The following is a 17,713-nucleotide window of genomic DNA, read 5'->3' as shown; positions in this document are numbered from 1 at the left end:
CCACCTTCGAGACGATCGACGTCTCGGAGGTGGCCTTCGCGGCTAGGCGCCGGGGATCAGGGCGCGGCGGATTCGAACGGCTGGACGTTCGGCTGGAACACCTGACCGTTGGCCGGAACCTTCAGGTCGATCAGGTAGTCGGCCGTCACCTTGTCCACGCCGAGCGAGTCACCCAGGATGCAGTGCCCGAACGCGTCGACCGAGAGCAGGCGGGCGTTGCCCAGCTGGTCGGCCATGCGCTTCGAGAACAGGTACTGGGTCGCCGGGTCGTAGTAGTTGCCCACGACCAGCACCGGGGTGTCGGTCTTGGCCTGCCACGGGCCGCGGAAGACGTCCGGCTTCTTGACCGGCCACACCGGGCAAGCCGCGACGTCGGAGAAGGCCTGGTAGCGACCGAAAGTGGGCGATTCGTTCTCCCACTTCGCGGCGATCTCGGGCACCTTCTCCTGCTTGATCGTGATCTTCTTGTCCGAGCAGTTCACGCCGAAGTAGGAGTCGTCGGCCGTGTACGGGCTGTCCGGCTCGACATCCGCCCGCCCACTCGCGCCAGACCGCAGCACCTTCAGCTCGAAGGCCTGGGCCGTCTGCGTCTGCGCCGCCGGCGGATGGATCACGTTGTAGAACGCCTGCAGGTCGTCGGCCAGCGCCGGGAACCTGAGCGGCGAATACAGCGTCCCGGCCACCGCTTCGGTGAAGTCGTTGATACCGTAGGTGCTCCCGTCCGGCAGCTTGATCGGCTGCTGGCGCAGGTAGCCGCGGATCTCGTCGAACTTCTCTCGCGGTGTGCCCGGACTGAACGAGCACTTCTGCCCGACCTGCGCACACTTGCGGAGGAAAGCGTCCAGCGCGATCTCGAACCCGCGAGCGCGTTCCCGGTCGTACTGCACGCCGTCGCTGGTGCGCAGCGCCGGATCGACATTGCCGTCGACGACGATCGCCCGGCTCTGCTTCGGGAACATGCCGGTGTACGTCGACCCGATCAGGGTCCCGTACGAGAAGCCGACGAAGGTCAGCTTCTGGTCCCCGACAGCCGCCCGCATCTTGTCGAGGTCACGCACGACGTCCTTGGTGGACATGTGGTTCAGCAGCGCGCCGGCGTTGTTCTTGCAGAACTGGCCATAGTCCCGGTAGGCGGCGAGCGTGCTGGAGATCTCCTGCCGCGAGATCGGAACGAGGACCTGCGCGCCGAAGACGTCTTCCGCGTCTTCCTGCGTGGTGAAGCATTTGAGCGGGTTGCTGGCGCCTACGCCGCGCGGATCGAATCCGATCAGGTCGAACCGGTCCAGCACCTGCGGCTGGAAGTAGCTCGTCGCGACGATCGGCATCCGGAACCCGGAGCCGCCGGGGCCACCAGGGTTGAGGAACAGCGAGCCGATCTTCTTGTCGGGGGTCTTCGCCGCCCTCTTCAGCATCGCGATGTCGACGGTGCCGAGGGCCGCGTTGTCGTGGTCGATCGGCACGCGATACCGAGCGCAGCTGTAGAACTTCGCCTGGTCGGCGGGAACACCGACGATCTGGCTCGCCGTGCAGGCACCCCACTGCACCGGTGGCGTCGCACCGACCTGGGCGGCCGGCGGACCCGCCTCCTGCGCGGCCACCGCCGTTCCCGGCATCCCGGTCAACGCGGCGCCCGCCACGAGTGCCCCTACCAGTGCGAGTCCGCGCACCGGCTTCCTTGTGGAACTCGGCAAAGCAACTCCTCCCTCGGCTGGCGACGTGCCTGGACACGTCGCTCGGCGCGCCGCCGACGTCACGGCGCGTAACACCCAGCGAGCCTCGCACAAGCCGGTAACCCAGTCACCGTCCGAAAGGATGGTACGAACCTATCGTGTGGTGGGCTTTAACTCGAAAATCGGTAACACACGGCGAGCGGCCTTCTCTTCCATGGAGTAGCCCGGCCAGAACTCCAGGAGCAGCTTCCACATCGCGTCGTACTCGTCCCCGAGCAGTTCCCTGGCCAGCACCGGAATCTCCTTGCCCGCCAGCGCGACGACCGCCTCGGGCTCGGCACGCAGGTTGTACGTCCACGCGGGATCGTTCGGCCTCCCCCAATTGGAGCCGACGAGCACGAAGTCCCCGTCGTGGGGGAAATACAGGAGATTGGTGCTCCGGGGCAAGCCGCTCTTACGCCCGATCGTGGTCAGCCGCAGGGAAGGGAGCCCGGCCAGCGCGACCAGGCTCACCTTTCCCTTGAACAGCCGGTGGAGTTTCTTGTCCACCCAGATGATCCCGCCCGCGAGCTCCATGAGCCACGGTTTCGTGCCGAGCGCGCGGGCGAGGAGCGTAAGAGGGTTAGCCACGTACGGATCTTGCCAGGCTCACCCCGAACCGCGACCGCGAGTCCGTCCACCATTTCTCCACCGCGAATCCGGCGTCGGCCAGTTCGGCGGCGATCCCTTCCCGCCGGAATTTCGCGGAGATCTCGGTGCGCACGTATTCCCCCTCCGCGAACTTCACCCGCAGATCCGCGCCCGGGATCTCGACGGTCATCGCCTCACGGGCACGAAGTCGCATTTCGATCCATTCGTTCTCCTCGTCCCAATGCGAGACGTGGTCGAAGGCGGCCGGGTCGAAGTTCGCGCCGAGACCGTTGTTGATCACGTGCAGGACGTTGCGGTTGAAGTCGGCGGTGACCCCGGCCGCGTCGTCATACGCCGCCTCCAGCGTTTCCCGGTCCTTCACCAGGTCCGTCCCGATGAGCAGCCACTCCCCCTCGTCGAGCACCTCGCGCACCGAACGCAGGAAGGTGGCCCGCTCGGCGGGCAGGAAGTTGCCGATCGTCCCGCCGAGGAACACCACGAGCCGCGGCCGGTCACCCGGCAGCAGGTCCAGGTGCTGGGTGAAGTCGCCGACCACACCGCGGACCTCCAGGGCCGGGTAGTCCGCGGTGATCGCTTCCGCGGCTTCGGCGAGCGCGGTTTCGGAGACGTCGAGCGGCACGAACTCCTTCAGCGTGCCGTGACCCGAGAGCGCGTCGAGCAGCAGCCGGGTCTTCTCACTCGACCCGGAACCGAGCTCGACGAGCGTGTGCGCACCGGAGCTTTCCGCGATCTCGCCGCCGCGCGCGGCGAGCACCTCCCGTTCGCTCCGGGTCGGGTAGTACTCGGGCAACGCGGTGATCCGCTCGAACAGTTCACTGCCGCGCGCGTCGTAGAACCACTTGGGCGGCAACCACTTCTGGTCCGTTTCCAGGCCGGCACGGACATCCGCGCGCAGCTGCTCGGTGATATCCGATTCACTGCGGTGTACGTCGAGGTCCACTTCGGTCATCGTGGCTCAGGGCTCCGATCGGCTTCGAGGGTGATGTTCTCTTCGAGGGCGAGGATCTCCACACCGTCCGCGGTGATCCGGACGGCGTGGCGTTCGGGAACGGGGGTCCACCCCGGACCGTCGTCGCACGGTTCGGAGGCGACGACGACGCCGTCACCGATGTCCCGATACGACAGGGCGTGCGTCCACGCGGTGCCGATCAGCGTCCGGCCGTCGGTCAGCAGGAGGTTGAGCCGCGAACCCGGCCCCGCCTCCTCGACGACGCCGGTCAGCCACGTGACGGCCGCGAGCGGGTCTTCACCCGCTTCGAGCCGATCGCGCAGCAACGCCCACAGCAGCACCGAGTCCGTGGTCGCCTCCAAGGTGAGGAGACGGGTGATCGGCAGTTTCGCGGCCAGCTCGGCCATCGAATCGGGCCAGCCCTTCACCAACCCGTTGTGGCTGAAGAGGAACCGGCCGCCGGTGAACGGCGCGTTCGCCGCTTCGACCACCGGCATCCCGGTCGTGCCGTTGCGGACCGCCGCCATGAAGGCGTGCGTCCGCACCGACCCGGCCAGCGCGGGCAGATCCCCGTCCGTCCACAAGGGAGCGGACCGGCGAAGCCGCACGGGGTCGGGATCGTCGGCGTACCAGCCGAGGCCGTATCCGTCCGCGTTGACCGATCCTCCACCCCGCATGTCGGCCGGGGCGTAGGACTGCACGAGCAGGGAATGCGGGGCATGGAAGAGCAGCTCGGCGGGCGAACGCGGCGCGCCGAGATACGCGAGGTGACGGCACATGCCGCTCAGCCCACCTCGCCCGGTCGCGCGTCCCGGGCACAGCGGAACCCGGAGAAGATCTGCCGCCGGATCGGGTGATCCCAGTTGCGGAACGTGCCGCGAATGGCCGCCGTGTCCGTGCCGAACGAGCCGCCACGCAGGATCCGGTAGTCGCCACCGAAGAACACGTCGGAGTACTCCTTGTACGGGAACGCGGAGAACCCCGGGTATGCCTCGAATCCGCTACTGGTCCACTCCCAGACGTCGCCGATCAGCTGGTGCACGCCCAGCGGGGACGCCCCGGCCGGGTACGCCCCGACCTCCGCCGGCCGCAGGTGCCGCTGGCCGAGATTGGCGTGCTCCGGCGTGGGTTCCTGGTCACCCCAAGGAAACCGGCGCGAACGACCGGTCGCCGGATCGAACCGGGCGGCCTTCTCCCATTCCCGTTCCGTCGGCAGGCGCCTGCCCGCCCAGGCCGCGTACGCCTCGGCCTCGTAGAACGAAACGTGGACGACCGGCTCGGCCATGGAAATCTTCTCGTAGACGCCGAACCGCGTGCGCCACCAGCCGTCCTGCTCACGCTTCCAGAATCGCGGCGCGTCGATGCCGTGCTCGCTGCGGTACGCCCAGCCTCGCTCGCTCCACCACTTCGGGTCCTGGTAACCCCCGGAGTCGAGGAACTCGGCGTACGCCCCGCAGGTGACGGGCGCGGTGTCGATGAAGAACGCCTCGACGGCGACCTCGTGCGCCGGGCGCTCGTTGTCCAGCGCCCACGGTTCCGCCGAGGTTCCCATGGTGAAGACGCCGCCGGGCACGAAGACCTCGGCGGGCAGCCGCCCGGACCGCGACGACGGCGGTGCGGGCGCGTGCAGCACCGGATCACCCTTGCGGAGCTGGTGCGTGGCCAGCATCGTCTCGTCGTGCTGCTGCTCGTGCTGGGTGATCATGCCGAAGGCGAAGGCGTCCTCGGTGAGGCGCCTGCCTTGCAGCGGAACGTTTTCCAAGATGTCGAAGGACTTCTCCCGGACCTGACGGACGTACTTGCGGGTCTCGTCGGGGCCCAGCAGCGGCAGCTCCGGACGATCCGCACGGGCGTGCTGGAACGCGTCGTAGATGTCGTCGATGTCCGGACGCAGCGCCTCGCGGCCGCCGACGTCGCGGACCAGCCAGAGTTCCTCCTGGCTGCCGATATGCGCCAGATCCCAGACCAGCGGCGACATCAGTTTCGAATGCTGGCGGATCAGGTCTTCGTCGTCGACCGCGTCTGTCAGCGCGACACTGCGCTCGCGGGCCCTGGTGAGCGCTTCGGCCGCGTGGGCCCGCAGGTCTTGCGGGCTCAGCGCGCGAAGCGGGTTGGTCTCGGTGCTTTCCACGCTCATGACTGGTGGCTCCTCGAACCGTGCACGAGGGACTGCACACCCTCGCTGATCTCCGTGATCTTCTCCGGCGGCAGACCGGTCATGCCGAGTTCGGCGCAGCCGAGGTCCACCACCTCGCTCGCGACGTCGGCGACCGCCCGGTCGGCCAGGCCGAACCGGGCCGCGCACTCCCACCTGCCCTGTACCGGTTCGCACAGTTCGAGCACCTTGTCCACTGTGGATGGACGCGCGAGCAGCGCGGTCAGCAGGGCCACCGGATGCAGCCACCTGGCGGCCGGCTGGGCGTCCAGGTAGCGGATCTCCAGGTACCCCTGTGGACGAACCGGCGTGAAGAAGGTCGTCAGGTGGTAGGCCAGGTCGTCCTCGGTGGGCTTGCCGAGCCCGGAACCCGCGCCCCGGCCGTCGATCCAGTCGGCGAAGGTGAGGGAGGCGGGTGCGTCCCAGCCCCCTTCGCCGTCCGGCAGCACCATGAGCGGGGTGTCCAGGATCCTGCGCGCCCACTCCCCGGCCGGATCCCGCGACGGCTCCGCCGACCGGGTACGGACCTTTTCGGTCTCCATGACGGCCAGCCAGCGTGCGGAAGCGTGACCCGTGTCGCGTCCGGCGTGGACCCGGGAGTTGGCGAAGGTGGCGAGCAGCGGCGGGCCGAGCGCGTGGACGGCGGCCCAGCGAGAGGCCAGATCCCCCGCCTCGCCGGTGTCCACACAGACCTGCAGGCCCGCGGTGCTGCACATCATCGTCGCTCCCCCGGGGCCCATCGGGGCGAAGCGGCGTTCCATCGCGGCGTAACGGGGGGTGTGCAGTTTGCGCGCGGGAGCGCGATGCCTGTCTATCCCGGAATCACCCAGGTACAGGCCTCGTGCGGCGAGAAGGGTTTCGAGGTGGGCCAGATCGGCCGAGACGACGGCGTCGAGGTGACGCAGCGTGGTCTGTGGTTGAGCGGAGATCTCCACCTGACATCCGGGCTCGAGGCTCAGCGGTGAACCTGCCGGAAGAGGGAGGGCGGGGCTGTCGGGACGCAACGTCCGCGGGGTGTGCTGGCCCAGTGCGGTGGCCAGATCGTCGGGATCGAGGGGCCGGGCGGGGTCGTCGGCGTAGTGCACGGTGAATTCCAGCTCTACGCCGAGAAGTCTCGGTGGCCCGTGTTTGAAGCACACGGAAGCCACATACGCCTCACCTTCGGCGCGGTCCGAAAGGACCTTCGCCGTCGCGTTCGACGCGCTCCCGGACTTCTCGGGGAAATCATGAACAGTAGTCATCTTTCCGCCGTCCAGTCGGTTGTCCGATAACTGAGAAACCTTGACATCGGACGCTACACGCGGGGTCCGACAAATTCAGGTGCGTTCTTGCCGGGCAGGATCGGCCGACCACCTTTTAGGACGGGACGAATCAGGGCAAAGCGGGCTCTGTGCCCAGGCCCAGTGCCGCGGCGGCGTTGCGAACGGCCTCGATGACCAGCTGCAGCGCGGGCCGCCTGGACGACGTCGTCCGGTAGGCGATCGAAACCGTTCGGAGCAACGGTGTGGTCAACGCGACGACGTCGATCCCGGGCGGCCGGAGACCGAGTCCGAGGTCTGAGACGAGGGTTACCCCGAGCCCCGCGCGGACCATCGCCATCGCCGTCGACTGCTCCTCGACCTCGTGGTTGATCTTGGGCTCGAATCCGTGACGGTGACACGCCGTGCGCACGGCGCGGCCGAAGTGACTCTTCGGGCTCGCGAGGATCCACGGATGCTCCGCCAACTCGGGCAATGACGCGCTACCGGCGGGTACGGCTCCGGCGGGCACCGCGGCGTGCAGTCGTTCGACCGCGATCACCGCGCGCTCCAGTCCGGCGTCCCATGGCATCGGCGCGTCCGAGTAGTCGATCACGAACGACAGGTCCAGTTCGCCGTCACGGACGGCGTCGGCGGTGTCCTCGGGCGCCAATTCGCGGGTGCGGACCTGGATGCCCGGGTGGTCCCCCGCGAGCGCGGCCAGCGCGTGCGGGAGAAGTCCCGAGGCGACCGAGGCCCACACCCCGGCCATGAGCCGGACCGAGACGGTCTCCTGCGCTTCCTCCAGCGCGAGCGTCGCCCGCTCGACCGATCCCAGGATCTCTTCGGCGTGTTCGGTGAGCAGCAACCCCAGCTCGGTCAGCTGCACCCGTCTGCCGAACCGTTCGAACAGCTTCGCGCCCACGTCCCGCTCCAGCTGCGCCAGCTGCTGCGACACCGCCGAAGCGGTGTAGTGCAGTGAAGCGGCGGCCGCTGTGACGGTGCCGCGACGGCTCAGCTCGCGGAGCATCCGCAGGCGGTGCAACGAAAGCTCCATGCCCCCAACGTAATCGGGTCCGGCGGCGGATGCCGGGTGACGGGTCGGCGGGCGTTACACCAGTTTTTCTGCACACCATCGTTCAGCATCGGTAAATGGACGCCCGTGCCCACCTGGGCGCACCCTCGGAGGTGGCGCAGGAACACGAATCCGAACCCCGAAGGAGGTGGCCGCATGGCCGCGAGGAACGCCGAACCGCTGATGAGGCTGATCTGGACCGACCCCGTCACCGGTGCCACCGGCTACCTCGTAGTGCACAGCCTGGTCTCCGGTATCGCGACCGGCGGGACCCGGATGCGCGCGGGCTGCACGATGTCCGAGGTCGAGGACCTGGCGAGGGGGATGGCCAACAAGACCGCGACCTTCGGCCTGCCGGTCGGCGGGGCCAAGGGCGGCATCGACTTCGACCCCAAGGACGAACGTGCTTTCGGTGTCCTGGAACGGTTCTGTTCGTTCCTGCGGCCGTGGATCGACAACCACTGGGTGACCGCCGAGGACCTCGGCGTGCCACAGCACCTGATCGACGACGTGTTCGCGAAGCTCGGGCTGGATCAGTCGTACCACGCCGCGATCCGCCGTTCGGCCGACCCGGCGCACACCCTTCGCCGCGTGCAGGCCGGTCTGAGCACCCCGGTCCCCGGCGGTCTCCTGCTCGGTGACGTCATCGGCGGCTACGGCGTCGCGCAGGCCTGCCTCGGTGTCGCCGACGCGTGGGAATGGTCCGTCGAGAAGACCACGGTCGCCGTGCAGGGCATCGGCACCATGGGCGGCGGCGCCGCCTGGTACCTGCACGAAGCCGGCATGCGCGTGGTCGCGGTCGCCGACGCGGCCGGCACGCTGTACCGGCCAGGAGGCCTCGACATCCCGGCGTTGCTGGACCTGCGCGACGAGTACGGCGAGATCGACCGTGGTCGCCTGCCTGCCGACGTGCAGCTGCTCCCCCGCGACGAGATCGTCGGGACGGACGCCGACATCTTCGTGCCGGCCGCGATCTCCTACGCGCTGCGTGCCGGGAACCAGGGTGCCGTCAAGGCGAAGGTCGTCATCGAGGCGGCCAACGCGGCGACCACGCCCGACGCCGAGGCGGGCCTGACGGCTCGCGGTATCCCGGTGATCCCGGACTTCGTGGCCAACGCCGGTGCCGCCGCGTGGGCGTGGTGGCTCCTGCTCGGCGAGGTCGGCGCCGACCCGGCCGACTCGTTCCTGCGGCTGCGGACCGAGATGCGGGCGAAGGTGGCGCTGCTGCTCAGTTCGTGGAACCTCGACCGGATCTCGCCGCGTACCACCGGGCTGCGGCTCGTCGAAACCACCCGTTCGGACGCCGCCACCACCCCGGAGTCGGCACCCGTTCTGGTCATTCCCTGACCGGATTCCCGCGAAGGCCCCCTTCCTCCGGGAGGGGGCCTTCGCACGTTTCGCTACGAAGCGAAGCGATCGGTCGCGCCGACGAGGACCTCGCGCATCGGCTCGTCCTGGGTGCTGTGGCCGACCTCGTCGACCATCACCAGTTCGCTGCCCGGCCACGCTTGGGCCAGTTCCCACGGCGTGCCGACGAGGTTGCCCAGGTCGAGGCTGCCTTCGGCGAGCACGGCGGGGATGTGGGCCAGCGTCTTGGCCTCCCGCAGGACCACACCTTCGTCCAAAAAGGACCCCTGGCTCCAGTAGTGCGTGACCAGCCTGGCGAAGGCGAGCCGGAACTCGGGCGTCTCGAAGCTCTTGTACGGCGGCGAAGTCGGGATGACCGCGTCTTCCCAGGCACACCAGCGCGCCGCGGCCTTCTCGTGCACCGCGGGGTCCGGGTCCATGAGCAGCTTGGCGTACGCCGCAGCCAGGTCGCCATCGCGATCCTCTTCCGGAACGCCGTCGCGGAACTCGGCCCACGCCTCGGGGAAGACCCCGCCGAGGCCGCGGGTGAGCAGGTCGGTCTCACTGCGTCGTCCGGTGGCGAGTCCCATCAGGACCATCTCCGAGACGCGATCCGGATACCGTTCGGCGTAGACCAGCGCGAGCACCGAACCCCACGAGCCACCGAAGAGCAGCCACTTCTCGATGCCCAGATGCTCGCGCAGCTTCTCCATGTCGGCGACCAGATGGTCGGTGGTGTTGGCGGAGAGATCGGCGTCGGGCTCGCTCGCGTGCGGCGTGCTCCGGCCGCAACCACGCTGGTCGAAGAGCACCACGCGGTACTTGGCCGGGTCGAAGTAGCGGCGCAGGCCGGTGCTGCAGCCGGTGCCGGGGCCGCCGTGCAGCGTGACGGCGGGTTTGCCGTCGGGATTCCCGCAGACCTCCCAGTACACGAGGTGCCCGTCGCCGACGTCGAGCATCCCGTGGTCGTACGGTTCGATTTCCGGATACAGCCGTGTCACGTCCTCGTCCTCCCAGACCGCAGAAATACAACAGCGCTGTCACAATAGCTCGGGAGGCTAGGTCGGCGCGCGAGGTTTTCGCGGCGCGTGGGCCGGTCCGGGGCGCAAGTCCGTGAAGGCCTCCTTGAGGGACTCTGGGTCCCTCAAGGAGGCCTTCACGGACTTCTGCTTCTGCTCGCTAGCTGCCCAACGTCCCCGAGACGTGCCGGAGCGCGTCCGCCAGTTCCGTCGGTCCCGCGGGTCCGATGTGGACGACCGCGTCGTTGCCGTGCCCGGTGGTGTAGCTCAGGTAGCGGCCCCAGTCGGTGTCGGCGAAGTGCAGCGGATCCTCGACCGCGACATGCCTTCCGATGTCGTCCCGCTTGCCTGCGTAGAGCTCACCGCTCCCCTCGACCGGCCGCTGTACCAGGCTTACGATGTCCGCGATGACCGGCGGCAGTGAATGCGTGTCCGGACCGCGTCGCGCCGCCTCTTCGAGTTCGTACGCGCGAACCGTCCGAAGCCTGCCGCCACCCGCGGGAACGGGCGGCAGTTGCTCGATCAGCGTCTCCGGCAGACGACGCCGGTCGATCTCCTGCAGCCCGACCCAGTCGCCCGACGAGACCGCCAGGACCGCCTGCAAACCGAGTGAAGCGGCGAGGAGGCCGTAGGTCTCACCGCCGGCGTTCACCCAGCCGTAGTACTCGACCGCCGGTTTCGTGAGCACCGGCAACCAGTCCAGGAAGTCGACCGACGCACGGCCGCTCGAATCCAGGAGCCCGGCCTGCGCCAAGGCGGCTTCCACGCGTTTGTCCGCCTCCGCGCGGGCGGTACGGGAAAGCCAGCGCGGTTCGGGGCGCAGCGTGATGTGCAGGTCGCCGACGCGTTCGCGTTCGGCGAGTACCGCCAAGGCTTCGACCGGGACGTCCACCCGGCCTGTTCTGACCGTCATCCGCTACTCGCCGATGACCGGCGGGCTGGTCCGCTGGTCGGTGCCGAAGATCGCGTCGGGGTCGGCCTCGATCAGGTAGTCGGGACGCTGGTGCTCCTCGTCCTCGTCGCCTTCGCCACGCCTGCCGCCGGCACCCATCGGGCCCATCTGACCGCCGCCGCGGCCACCCGCGCCACGACCGCCCGCCATGCCGGGACCCGACATGCCGCTGCCACTGCCCATACCGCCCATGCCGGTGCCCTTGCCGGCACCCATACCTCCGGAACCAGGACCGCCGGTACCGCCCGTACCTCCCGGACGGCCACCCGTGCCACCTTCGCCGAGAAGCCTGCCCGCGGCACTGTTGGGACCGGGAACGTTGCGACCGGTACCCAAGGGCGGATTGGACCCGCCACCGCCGGGGCCGTAGTTCTGCCCGGAGTTGGTGGGCAGGCCGATCAGGTCGTTCGGGTCGCCGATGCCGCGCCCGACGTCCTTGCCACCCGGGAGCTCCCCGGTCTGACCGGGCTTACCCCGGCCGCCGCCGATGCCGGTCGGGATCGTGGTGTCCCCGGTGCCAGGCTTCCTCGTCGGCGTCGTGATGTTGGGGTCGCCACCGGGCTTGTCCCTCGGGTTGACCGGCCGGTCTTCGCCGACACCCGGCTTGTTCTGGTTCTGGTTCTGGTTTTGATTCTGGTTCTGGTTCTGGTTGCTGTCGTTGTTGTTGGTGCTGCTCGTGTCGGTGCCGTCGTTCTCGTCGTCCCCGCCGCCGTTCCTGCCGGGTTTGATCGGGATGTACGGCGGCGGCTTGATCGGCGGAGGTCCGCCACCGACCTTGATGCTGACGTTCGCACCGTCGCTCTTGAGCACGCCGTAGTCGGTCGGCAGGCTGGACCTGGTGCTACTGGTGGACGAGTCGTACTGGTCCATCACGCGGACGTTGTTCTGGTTCGCCGCCTCGTGCTTCGCGACGCCCTCTTGGTAGTTCTTGATGTCGTTGTTGACCATGAACGGCCCCGCGATGGGGATCGCGCCCTTGAGGCCGGTGGTCCACGGGTTCGGCTTGTCCGGCTTCGGCGGTACCGGGACGACGGTCTGCCCGGAGTCGTCGAAGCTGTCCGCCTGCCTGGTGACCGAGGCCTTGGTGGCGAACAGCGGGTCCGCGGTCTCGCGGAACGCCTGCTCGAGCGGGCCCGCGCCGGCGTTCGCCGCGTCGGCGGCGGAACCCGTCCAGGACGACGCCATCCGCGTCTGCAGGGACTTGATGGCCATCCCGCGATCGACATAAGCGTCCGAAAGATCCGCGACGCGATCGGCCGCGCTGCGGAGGTTGCGAGTGTCGCCCTGGGTGAAGTTCTCGTAGATCTGTTTGCCGTCCACCCTCATGCCCCCTTGAGTGTCTTGATCACGGCCGACGCGAGTTTCTGCGCGGTCTCGCAAGAATCCTGTTCACCCTGATAGCTCTTGGCCAGCGTGCCGATGGCCAGATCGTCGGCGACGCCGACGGCCATGGTGCAGTTGCCCTCGGCGCGCTCGTCGGAAAGTCCGTAGAAGACGGTCGGATAGCCGTCGACCTCGGGCCCGGGCGCGACGAACTTCATCCGTCCCGTCTCCTTGGCCTGATAGAAGCCGGCAAGACCGCCGGTCCCCTTCTCACGGTTACCCGTTCCGATGAGGACTTGGAGTCCATTGCCCTTGCCCTGTTTGGACATCGACCAGCCACACGACGGATTGGTGCCCTCGGATCCGCTCGCGCCGCCACCAGGGCGGCCCGCGTCGGTGTAGCCCAGCGCGGAGAGGTCCGCTTGCGAAACCACGGTGCACGGCTCGGTCAGGAACGCATCGCGAACTGTCAGCGGCGTGGACACCTTCGGCACGTTCGGGTTCGCGGGGGCCGACGAGGCTCCCGAAGACGAGTCCGCGCCCGGCGTCGGGCTCGGCGTGCCGGGGTTCTCGCCCGAGCAGGCGGCCAGAGCCGCGGAGACGAACACCAGCGTCGCCGCGGCGACACAGCTCTTCAGCACGTTATGCATCCTCAGGTCGACCGCATGGCGTTCGCCGAGTCGGTGGCCATCGTCTTCGTCTTCGCGAGCTCGAGTTTCGCGATGTACCCGACGATGTATTCCTTCATCGACTCGTTCTGTTTCTTCAGCGCATGGAGGGACTCCGTACCGGAATCCACGTAGCTGGAGCTGACGTCGTCGTCGCCCGGGGGCATCAGCTCGAAGAGGATGTCCTCGATCTTGTCCCCGTCGTCGGAAACCTTCTGGAGCTCGTCCTGCCAAAGCCCGATGACGGTCTGGAGTTCCTCGGGGCTCATCTCGAAGCCGCCGCCCCCACCGCCTCCACCGCCGTAAACGGTCGGCTCCGGCGGCGTGGTCAGGTCACCCCAGACGGCCTTGATCGCGCTCGCGGCGTCGCCGATGATGTCCACGCCCGCACCTTCCCCTCAGCATTCACTCACCGTGATGGACAAAGCGTAGCCAAGCGGCGGACGGCGTGTCAGCCGATCCGGCCGAGTTGTCGGACGCGTGTCGGGCCGGCCCGGTTCCCCTACCGGGCGAAGATCCCGCGAACTGGTCACAGTACGTACGTACGGATTGCATTAACCGGGTTCGCGGTGACAGGATTCCAGGATGCCACGGGTCAGCCAGGATCACCTCGACGCACGCCGGCGCCAGATCCTCGACGGCTCGCGCGTGTGCTTCGCACGCTACGGCTACGAGGGTGCCACGGTCCGGCGTCTCGAGGAGGCCACCGGCCTGTCCCGCGGCGCGATCTTCCACCACTTCCGGGACAAGGAGTCCCTCTTCCTCGCCCTCGCCGAGGACGACGCCGTCCGGATGGCCGACGTGGTCGCCGAGCAGGGTCTCGTCCAGGTGATGCGCGATCTGCTGTCGAACCGCAGCGAGCACCCCGCCGACTGGCTCGGCACCCGCCTGGAGGTCTCCCGGCGGCTGCGCACGGATCCCGAGTTCCGCGCCCGCTGGGCCGAGCGGTCCCATCAGCTGACCGCCGCCACCCGCCGCCGTCTGCTCCGCCAGCGCGACGCGGGGATTCTCCGCGACGACGTCGATGTCGACGTCCTGACCGCGTATCTCGAACTCGTCCTCGAAGGACTCGTCTCGCACCTCGCGATGGGGCTGCCCGGCGACGATCTCGGCCCCGTCCTCGACCTGGTCGAGGAGAGCGTCCGGCGGCACCGTGCCCGCGCAGGTGGGGGAACGCGTTAAGATTGTTCCATCGCCGCAGGACAGCGGCGGTCTCTTGTTGGTACATCCCGATTGAGGAGTGACTCTTTTCGTGCGCGACGCGCAGTCACCTGGTGACAGTATCGAGCCGGGTGGCACACCCGGCTGTTCCGTGGACATTCCCGCCGACACCATCGTGGCCGGCAGGGAATGATGGAAATCCTGTTCGCCGTTCTCGGCATCCTCCTGTTCCTCCTGCTGACCATCGGCACCGGCCTCGCCGTCGCCGCCGAGTTCTCCCTCACCGCGCTCGAGCGCAGCACGGTCGACGCGAACGTCCGCCAGGTCGGCGACCGCCGCGCGCACACCGTCCAGAAGGCGCACCGCACCCTCTCGTTCCAGCTCTCCGGTGCTCAGGTGGCGATCACCATCACCACGCTGATCACCGGTTACCTCGCGGAACCGGTCATCGGTGATCTGCTGCACCCGCTGTTCGCCGGGATGGGTCTCTCCGAAGGCTTCGCGAATGGTCTCTCGCTGGCCATCGCGCTGATCCTGGCGACGTCGCTGTCGATGATCCTCGGCGAGATGATGCCGAAGAACCTCGCGATCGCCCGGCCGCTGCAGACCGCGCGCGCCGTCGCGGGGTACCACTCGCGGTTCTCGTCGCTGTTCCGCTGGCTCATCACGCTGATGAACAACAGCGCCAACTTCCTGGTCCGCAAGTTCGGCGTCGAGCCGCAGGAGGAACTGCGCTCGGCCCGTTCGCCGCAGGAACTCGGCTCGATCGTGCGTTCCAGCGCCGAAAGCGGCACGCTCGACACGTCGACGGCCGAACTGCTGGACAAATCGCTCCGCTTCGGCGAGCGGACCGCCGACGAGCTGATGACGCCGCGCGTCCAGCTCGAATCCCTGACCGTGGACGACACGATCTACGACCTCATCGAGATCTCCCGTCGCACCGGTTTCTCCCGTTTCCCGGTCTATACCGAGGATCTCGACGACGTCCAGGGCGCGGTGCACATCAAGCAGGCGTTCACGGTCCCGGCGTCGCAGCGCGCCACGGTGAGGATCGGCTCGGTCATGCGCCCGATCCCGACGGTGCCCGAATCGCTGCCCGGCGACTCGCTGCTGAACCGCCTGCGCGACTCCCGGTTCCAGCTCGCGATCGTCGTCGACGAGTACGGCGGCACCGCCGGGCTGGTGACGCTGGAGGACGTCGTCGAGGAGATCATCGGCGACGTCCGTGACGAGCACGACGAGCGGGAAGCACCGTCCTCGCAACAGGTCGGTGCCGACAACTGGCTCGTGTCCGGACAGCTTCGCGCCGACGAGGTCACCGACGAGACCGGTTTCCGGATGCCCGACGGCGACTACGAAACCATCGCCGGGCTCATTCTCGAACAGCTCGGCCGGATCCCGTCGCCCGGTGACGCCACCGATCTCGACGGCTGGCGGCTCACGGTGACCAAGATGGACCGTCTCCGGATCTCCGAGGTCGAAGTCCGCAAGGTCAGTGAAAGCACCGTGGAAGCCTCCGCGCCCGCAGAGCAGGAGCCCGCCCGATGAGCGACTGGTTCAACATCTTCCTCGTCATGGTCCTGCTGCTGACCAACGCGTTCTTCGTCGGCGCCGAGTTCACCTTGATCTCCTCGCGGCGTGACCGGCTGGAAGCCTTGCTGGAGCAGGGAAAGACCCGCGCCAAGATCGTCATCAACGCGAGCAAGAACGTCTCGCTGATGCTCGCGGGCGCACAGCTCGGCATCACCATCTGCTCGCTGCTCCTCGGACGTCTGGGAGAACCGGCCATCGCACATCAGCTGGCCGGGTTCTTCGAGCTGATCGGGATTCCCGACGTCCTGCTGCACCCGATCTCGTTCGCGATCGCGCTGGCGTTCATCACCATCCTGCACGTCCTGATCGGCGAGATGGTGCCGAAGAACCTCGCGATCGCCGAGCCGGAACGGCTGGCGCTGTGGCTGGTCCCGGTGCACGTGGCCTGGGTGAAGATCGCCAACCCGTTCATCTGGCTGCTGAACTTCGTGGCGAACTCGCTGCTGCGGTTGTTCAAGGTCGAGCCGAAGGACGAACTCGAAACCGCCTACACCTCCGACGAACTCGCCGAACTGCTCAGCGAATCGCGTCGTGAGGGGCTGCTGGAGCAGTCCGAGCACCAGCGGCTGAGCAAGACGCTGTCGTCGGTCGAGAAGACGGTGGCCGACGTGCTGGTCCCGACGGCGCAGCTGACCACGCTCCCCTGCTCGCCCACGCTGGGCGACGTCGAGCGCGCGGTGTCGTCGACCGGGTTCTCGCGCTTCCCGGTGTGCACCGACGACGGGACACTGAACGGCTACATCCACGTCAAGGACATCCTCGACCTCGTGGGCGAGGACCCGACGACGGTGGTGCCTTCGGACAAGACGCGCACGCTGACCGAACTGCGCGCCGATGCCCGGCTGGACGAGGCACTGTCGGCGATGCGCAAGGAAGGCAGTCACCTGGCCCGGGCGCTGAGCTCCGGCGGGGACGCCGTCGGCGTCGTCGCGCTGGAGGACCTCGTCGAGGAATACGTGGGAACTGTCCGCGACGGTACCCACGTCATGTCATGACCGGTGTCACCGTCCTTCCCGAGCCCGGCTGGCTGGCCCGGGAGGACGAGCACGTCACGCGGATGCGGCGCTGGACCACCCCGCACCAGCGCCGCCGCTCGCGGGGCGAAAAGCATCCAGTACTCGACTTCCTTTTCACGTACTACTCGCACCGTCCCGGCCACGTCGAACGCTGGCAACCGGGGCTGGGCGTGGCGCTCGAAGGGCGGTCCGCGCACCGGTTCCTGGAGCGGAAGGGCTACGTCGAGACGTCGGACGGCGTCATGCTGGATCCCGCCGGCTTCACCGAAGGCCGGGCCAAGACCGCCGAATTCGTTCTCGCCCTTCTCTCCGCGACCGCGTCCCGCGCGCCGAGGCTCAGTTGTTTCGGCCTCCATGAATGGGCAATGGTTTACCGGGAATCGGCGGATGAGGTTCGTCACTCACAACTTCCGCTGCGACTCGGTTCGGCCGAAACGGACGACGTCGTCGAGTCCTTGGAGATCCGCTGCGGACATTTCGACGCGTTCCGGTTCTTCACCGAGCCCGCCCGGCCGCGCAACACGCTCCGGCCGGCCCGGGACGACCAGATCGACTTCGAGCAGCCAGGCTGTCTGCACGCCAACATGGACCTGTTCAAATGGGCCTACAAGCTGGACCCGTTCATCCCCGCCGAGCTGGTCGGGGACTGCTTCGAGCTGGCCGCGGACATCCGGGAACTGGACATGCGGGCCAGCCCGTACGACCTCTCCTCGTTCGGCTACTCTCCCGTGCGGATCGAGACCCCCGACGGCCGGGCCGAGTACGCCCGTGCCCAGGCCGGTTTCGCCCGCCGGGCCGCGCCGCTGCGTGAGCACCTGATAGCGCATTGCCAACGGCTCCTCGCCGAGTTAAAGAAGGTGCCCGCGGCACGCGGAAAACAACTGTGAGTCATCGCA

17 protein-coding genes are annotated in these 17,713 nt (G+C 68.2%); 5 read left to right on the top strand and 12 right to left on the bottom strand.

All coding sequences use genetic code 11. The features are described 5' to 3' along the window. Nucleotides 1–56: 56 nt before the first annotated feature. The 7 genes from H5J31_RS19600 to H5J31_RS19570 all read right to left on the bottom strand — a co-directional run bounded on the left by H5J31_RS19600 (nucleotide 57) and on the right by H5J31_RS19570 (nucleotide 7,720). A complete protein-coding gene (locus H5J31_RS19600; RefSeq protein WP_181774050.1) occupies nucleotides 57–1,667 on the bottom strand; it encodes an alpha/beta hydrolase in 1,611 nt (536 codons plus the stop codon). A 156-nt stretch (nucleotides 1,668–1,823) separates the two neighbouring features. Further along, nucleotides 1,824–2,246 (bottom strand): nitroreductase family deazaflavin-dependent oxidoreductase, encoded by a 423-nt coding sequence (locus H5J31_RS19595; RefSeq protein WP_181774072.1) that lies wholly within the window; start codon nucleotides 2,244–2,246, stop codon nucleotides 1,824–1,826. Nucleotides 2,247–2,292: 46 nt separating this feature from the next. After that, nucleotides 2,293–3,270 carry an L-histidine N(alpha)-methyltransferase gene (gene egtD, locus H5J31_RS19590; RefSeq protein ID WP_181774049.1) on the bottom strand — a complete coding sequence of 326 codons (978 nt, stop codon included), beginning with the start codon at nucleotides 3,268–3,270 and terminating at the stop codon, nucleotides 2,293–2,295. Beyond that, entirely contained in the window at nucleotides 3,267–4,049 is a 783-nt protein-coding gene (gene egtC / locus H5J31_RS19585; protein ID WP_181774048.1) for an ergothioneine biosynthesis protein EgtC, read from the bottom strand. Before egtC ends, egtD begins: the two co-directional genes overlap by 4 nt. Before the next feature lie 5 nt (nucleotides 4,050–4,054). Then, nucleotides 4,055–5,407, bottom strand: a complete 1,353-nt coding sequence (gene egtB / locus H5J31_RS19580; RefSeq protein WP_181774047.1) for an ergothioneine biosynthesis protein EgtB — start codon at nucleotides 5,405–5,407, stop codon at nucleotides 4,055–4,057. Continuing rightward, the gene (locus H5J31_RS19575; RefSeq protein WP_181774046.1) at nucleotides 5,404–6,666 is read right to left on the bottom strand and encodes a glutamate-cysteine ligase family protein; all 1,263 of its coding nucleotides are present in this window, start codon (nucleotides 6,664–6,666) and stop codon (nucleotides 5,404–5,406) included. The genes egtB and H5J31_RS19575 overlap by 4 nt, the downstream gene beginning before the upstream one ends. 130 nt (nucleotides 6,667–6,796) lie before the next feature. After that, the gene (locus tag H5J31_RS19570; protein WP_181774045.1) at nucleotides 6,797–7,720 is read right to left on the bottom strand and encodes a LysR family transcriptional regulator; all 924 of its coding nucleotides are present in this window, start codon (nucleotides 7,718–7,720) and stop codon (nucleotides 6,797–6,799) included. Between the two features lie 174 nt (nucleotides 7,721–7,894). On the opposite strand from H5J31_RS19570, the gene H5J31_RS19565 reads away from it, so the two are divergent. Continuing rightward, complete coding sequence (locus H5J31_RS19565; RefSeq protein ID WP_181774044.1) at nucleotides 7,895–9,085, top strand: Glu/Leu/Phe/Val family dehydrogenase; 1,191 nt, start codon at nucleotides 7,895–7,897, stop codon at nucleotides 9,083–9,085. A gap of 53 nt (nucleotides 9,086–9,138) precedes the next feature. Here the strand turns inward: H5J31_RS19565 and pip are convergent, their stop codons facing one another. The 5 genes from pip to H5J31_RS19540 form a co-directional block, all read right to left on the bottom strand. Then, entirely contained in the window at nucleotides 9,139–10,086 is a 948-nt protein-coding gene (gene pip, locus H5J31_RS19560) for a prolyl aminopeptidase (RefSeq protein ID WP_181774043.1), read from the bottom strand. Nucleotides 10,087–10,264: 178 nt separating this feature from the next. After that, on the bottom strand, nucleotides 10,265–10,996 hold the full coding sequence (locus H5J31_RS19555; RefSeq protein ID WP_181774071.1) for an ESX secretion-associated protein EspG: 732 nt from the start codon (nucleotides 10,994–10,996) through the stop codon (nucleotides 10,265–10,267). 24 nt (nucleotides 10,997–11,020) lie between these two features. After that, entirely contained in the window at nucleotides 11,021–12,382 is a 1,362-nt protein-coding gene (locus tag H5J31_RS19550; protein WP_181774042.1) for a hypothetical protein, read from the bottom strand. After that, nucleotides 12,379–13,029: a DUF3558 domain-containing protein gene (locus H5J31_RS19545; protein ID WP_181774041.1), complete on the bottom strand. Its 651-nt coding sequence runs from the start codon at nucleotides 13,027–13,029 to the stop codon at nucleotides 12,379–12,381. Before H5J31_RS19545 ends, H5J31_RS19550 begins: the two co-directional genes overlap by 4 nt. Nucleotides 13,030–13,031: 2 nt before the next feature. Beyond that, on the bottom strand, nucleotides 13,032–13,430 hold the full coding sequence (locus tag H5J31_RS19540; RefSeq protein ID WP_181774040.1) for a hypothetical protein: 399 nt from the start codon (nucleotides 13,428–13,430) through the stop codon (nucleotides 13,032–13,034). A gap of 202 nt (nucleotides 13,431–13,632) precedes the next feature. Between H5J31_RS19540 and H5J31_RS19535 the strand changes: the two genes are divergently transcribed. The 4 genes from H5J31_RS19535 to H5J31_RS19520 all read left to right on the top strand — a co-directional run bounded on the left by H5J31_RS19535 (nucleotide 13,633) and on the right by H5J31_RS19520 (nucleotide 17,704). Then, on the top strand, nucleotides 13,633–14,229 hold the full coding sequence (locus tag H5J31_RS19535; RefSeq protein ID WP_181774039.1) for a TetR/AcrR family transcriptional regulator: 597 nt from the start codon (nucleotides 13,633–13,635) through the stop codon (nucleotides 14,227–14,229). Nucleotides 14,230–14,397: 168 nt separating this feature from the next. Continuing rightward, on the top strand, nucleotides 14,398–15,756 hold the full coding sequence (locus H5J31_RS19530) for a hemolysin family protein (protein WP_181774038.1): 1,359 nt from the start codon (nucleotides 14,398–14,400) through the stop codon (nucleotides 15,754–15,756). Continuing rightward, nucleotides 15,753–16,796, top strand: a complete 1,044-nt coding sequence (locus tag H5J31_RS19525; protein WP_181774037.1) for a hemolysin family protein — start codon at nucleotides 15,753–15,755, stop codon at nucleotides 16,794–16,796. Before H5J31_RS19530 ends, H5J31_RS19525 begins: the two co-directional genes overlap by 4 nt. Further along, a complete protein-coding gene (locus H5J31_RS19520; protein WP_181774036.1) occupies nucleotides 16,793–17,704 on the top strand; it encodes a 3-methyladenine DNA glycosylase in 912 nt (303 codons plus the stop codon). Before H5J31_RS19525 ends, H5J31_RS19520 begins: the two co-directional genes overlap by 4 nt. The last annotated feature ends 9 nt before the right edge of the window (nucleotides 17,705–17,713 follow it).

The sequence above is a fragment of the Amycolatopsis pittospori genome (assembly GCF_013870525.1).
Taxonomy (GTDB): domain Bacteria; phylum Actinomycetota; class Actinomycetes; order Mycobacteriales; family Pseudonocardiaceae; genus Amycolatopsis; species Amycolatopsis pittospori.
Note: the sequence above shows the minus strand (reverse complement) of the source record. Positions and strands in the feature narration are given on the sequence as shown.

Bases quoted from the DNA above. Each gene is read 5' to 3' on its own strand.
- H5J31_RS19595 (WP_181774072.1), bottom strand. From the start codon at position 2,246: ATGGAGCTCGCGGGCGGGATCATCTGGGTGGACAAGAAACTCCACCGG.
- egtD (WP_181774049.1), bottom strand. From the start codon at position 3,270: ATGACCGAAGTGGACCTCGACGTACACCGCAGTGAATCGGATATCACC.
- egtC (WP_181774048.1), bottom strand. From the start codon at position 4,049: ATGTGCCGTCACCTCGCGTATCTCGGCGCGCCGCGTTCGCCCGCCGAG.
- egtB (WP_181774047.1), bottom strand. From the start codon at position 5,407: ATGAGCGTGGAAAGCACCGAGACCAACCCGCTTCGCGCGCTGAGCCCG.
- H5J31_RS19575 (WP_181774046.1), bottom strand. From the start codon at position 6,666: ATGACTACTGTTCATGATTTCCCCGAGAAGTCCGGGAGCGCGTCGAAC.
- H5J31_RS19570 (WP_181774045.1), bottom strand. From the start codon at position 7,720: ATGGAGCTTTCGTTGCACCGCCTGCGGATGCTCCGCGAGCTGAGCCGT.
- H5J31_RS19565 (WP_181774044.1), top strand. From the start codon at position 7,895: ATGGCCGCGAGGAACGCCGAACCGCTGATGAGGCTGATCTGGACCGAC.
- H5J31_RS19550 (WP_181774042.1), bottom strand. From the start codon at position 12,382: ATGAGGGTGGACGGCAAACAGATCTACGAGAACTTCACCCAGGGCGAC.
- H5J31_RS19545 (WP_181774041.1), bottom strand. From the start codon at position 13,029: ATGCATAACGTGCTGAAGAGCTGTGTCGCCGCGGCGACGCTGGTGTTC.
- H5J31_RS19535 (WP_181774039.1), top strand. From the start codon at position 13,633: ATGCCACGGGTCAGCCAGGATCACCTCGACGCACGCCGGCGCCAGATC.
- H5J31_RS19530 (WP_181774038.1), top strand. From the start codon at position 14,398: ATGATGGAAATCCTGTTCGCCGTTCTCGGCATCCTCCTGTTCCTCCTG.
- H5J31_RS19525 (WP_181774037.1), top strand. From the start codon at position 15,753: ATGAGCGACTGGTTCAACATCTTCCTCGTCATGGTCCTGCTGCTGACC.
- H5J31_RS19520 (WP_181774036.1), top strand. From the start codon at position 16,793: ATGACCGGTGTCACCGTCCTTCCCGAGCCCGGCTGGCTGGCCCGGGAG.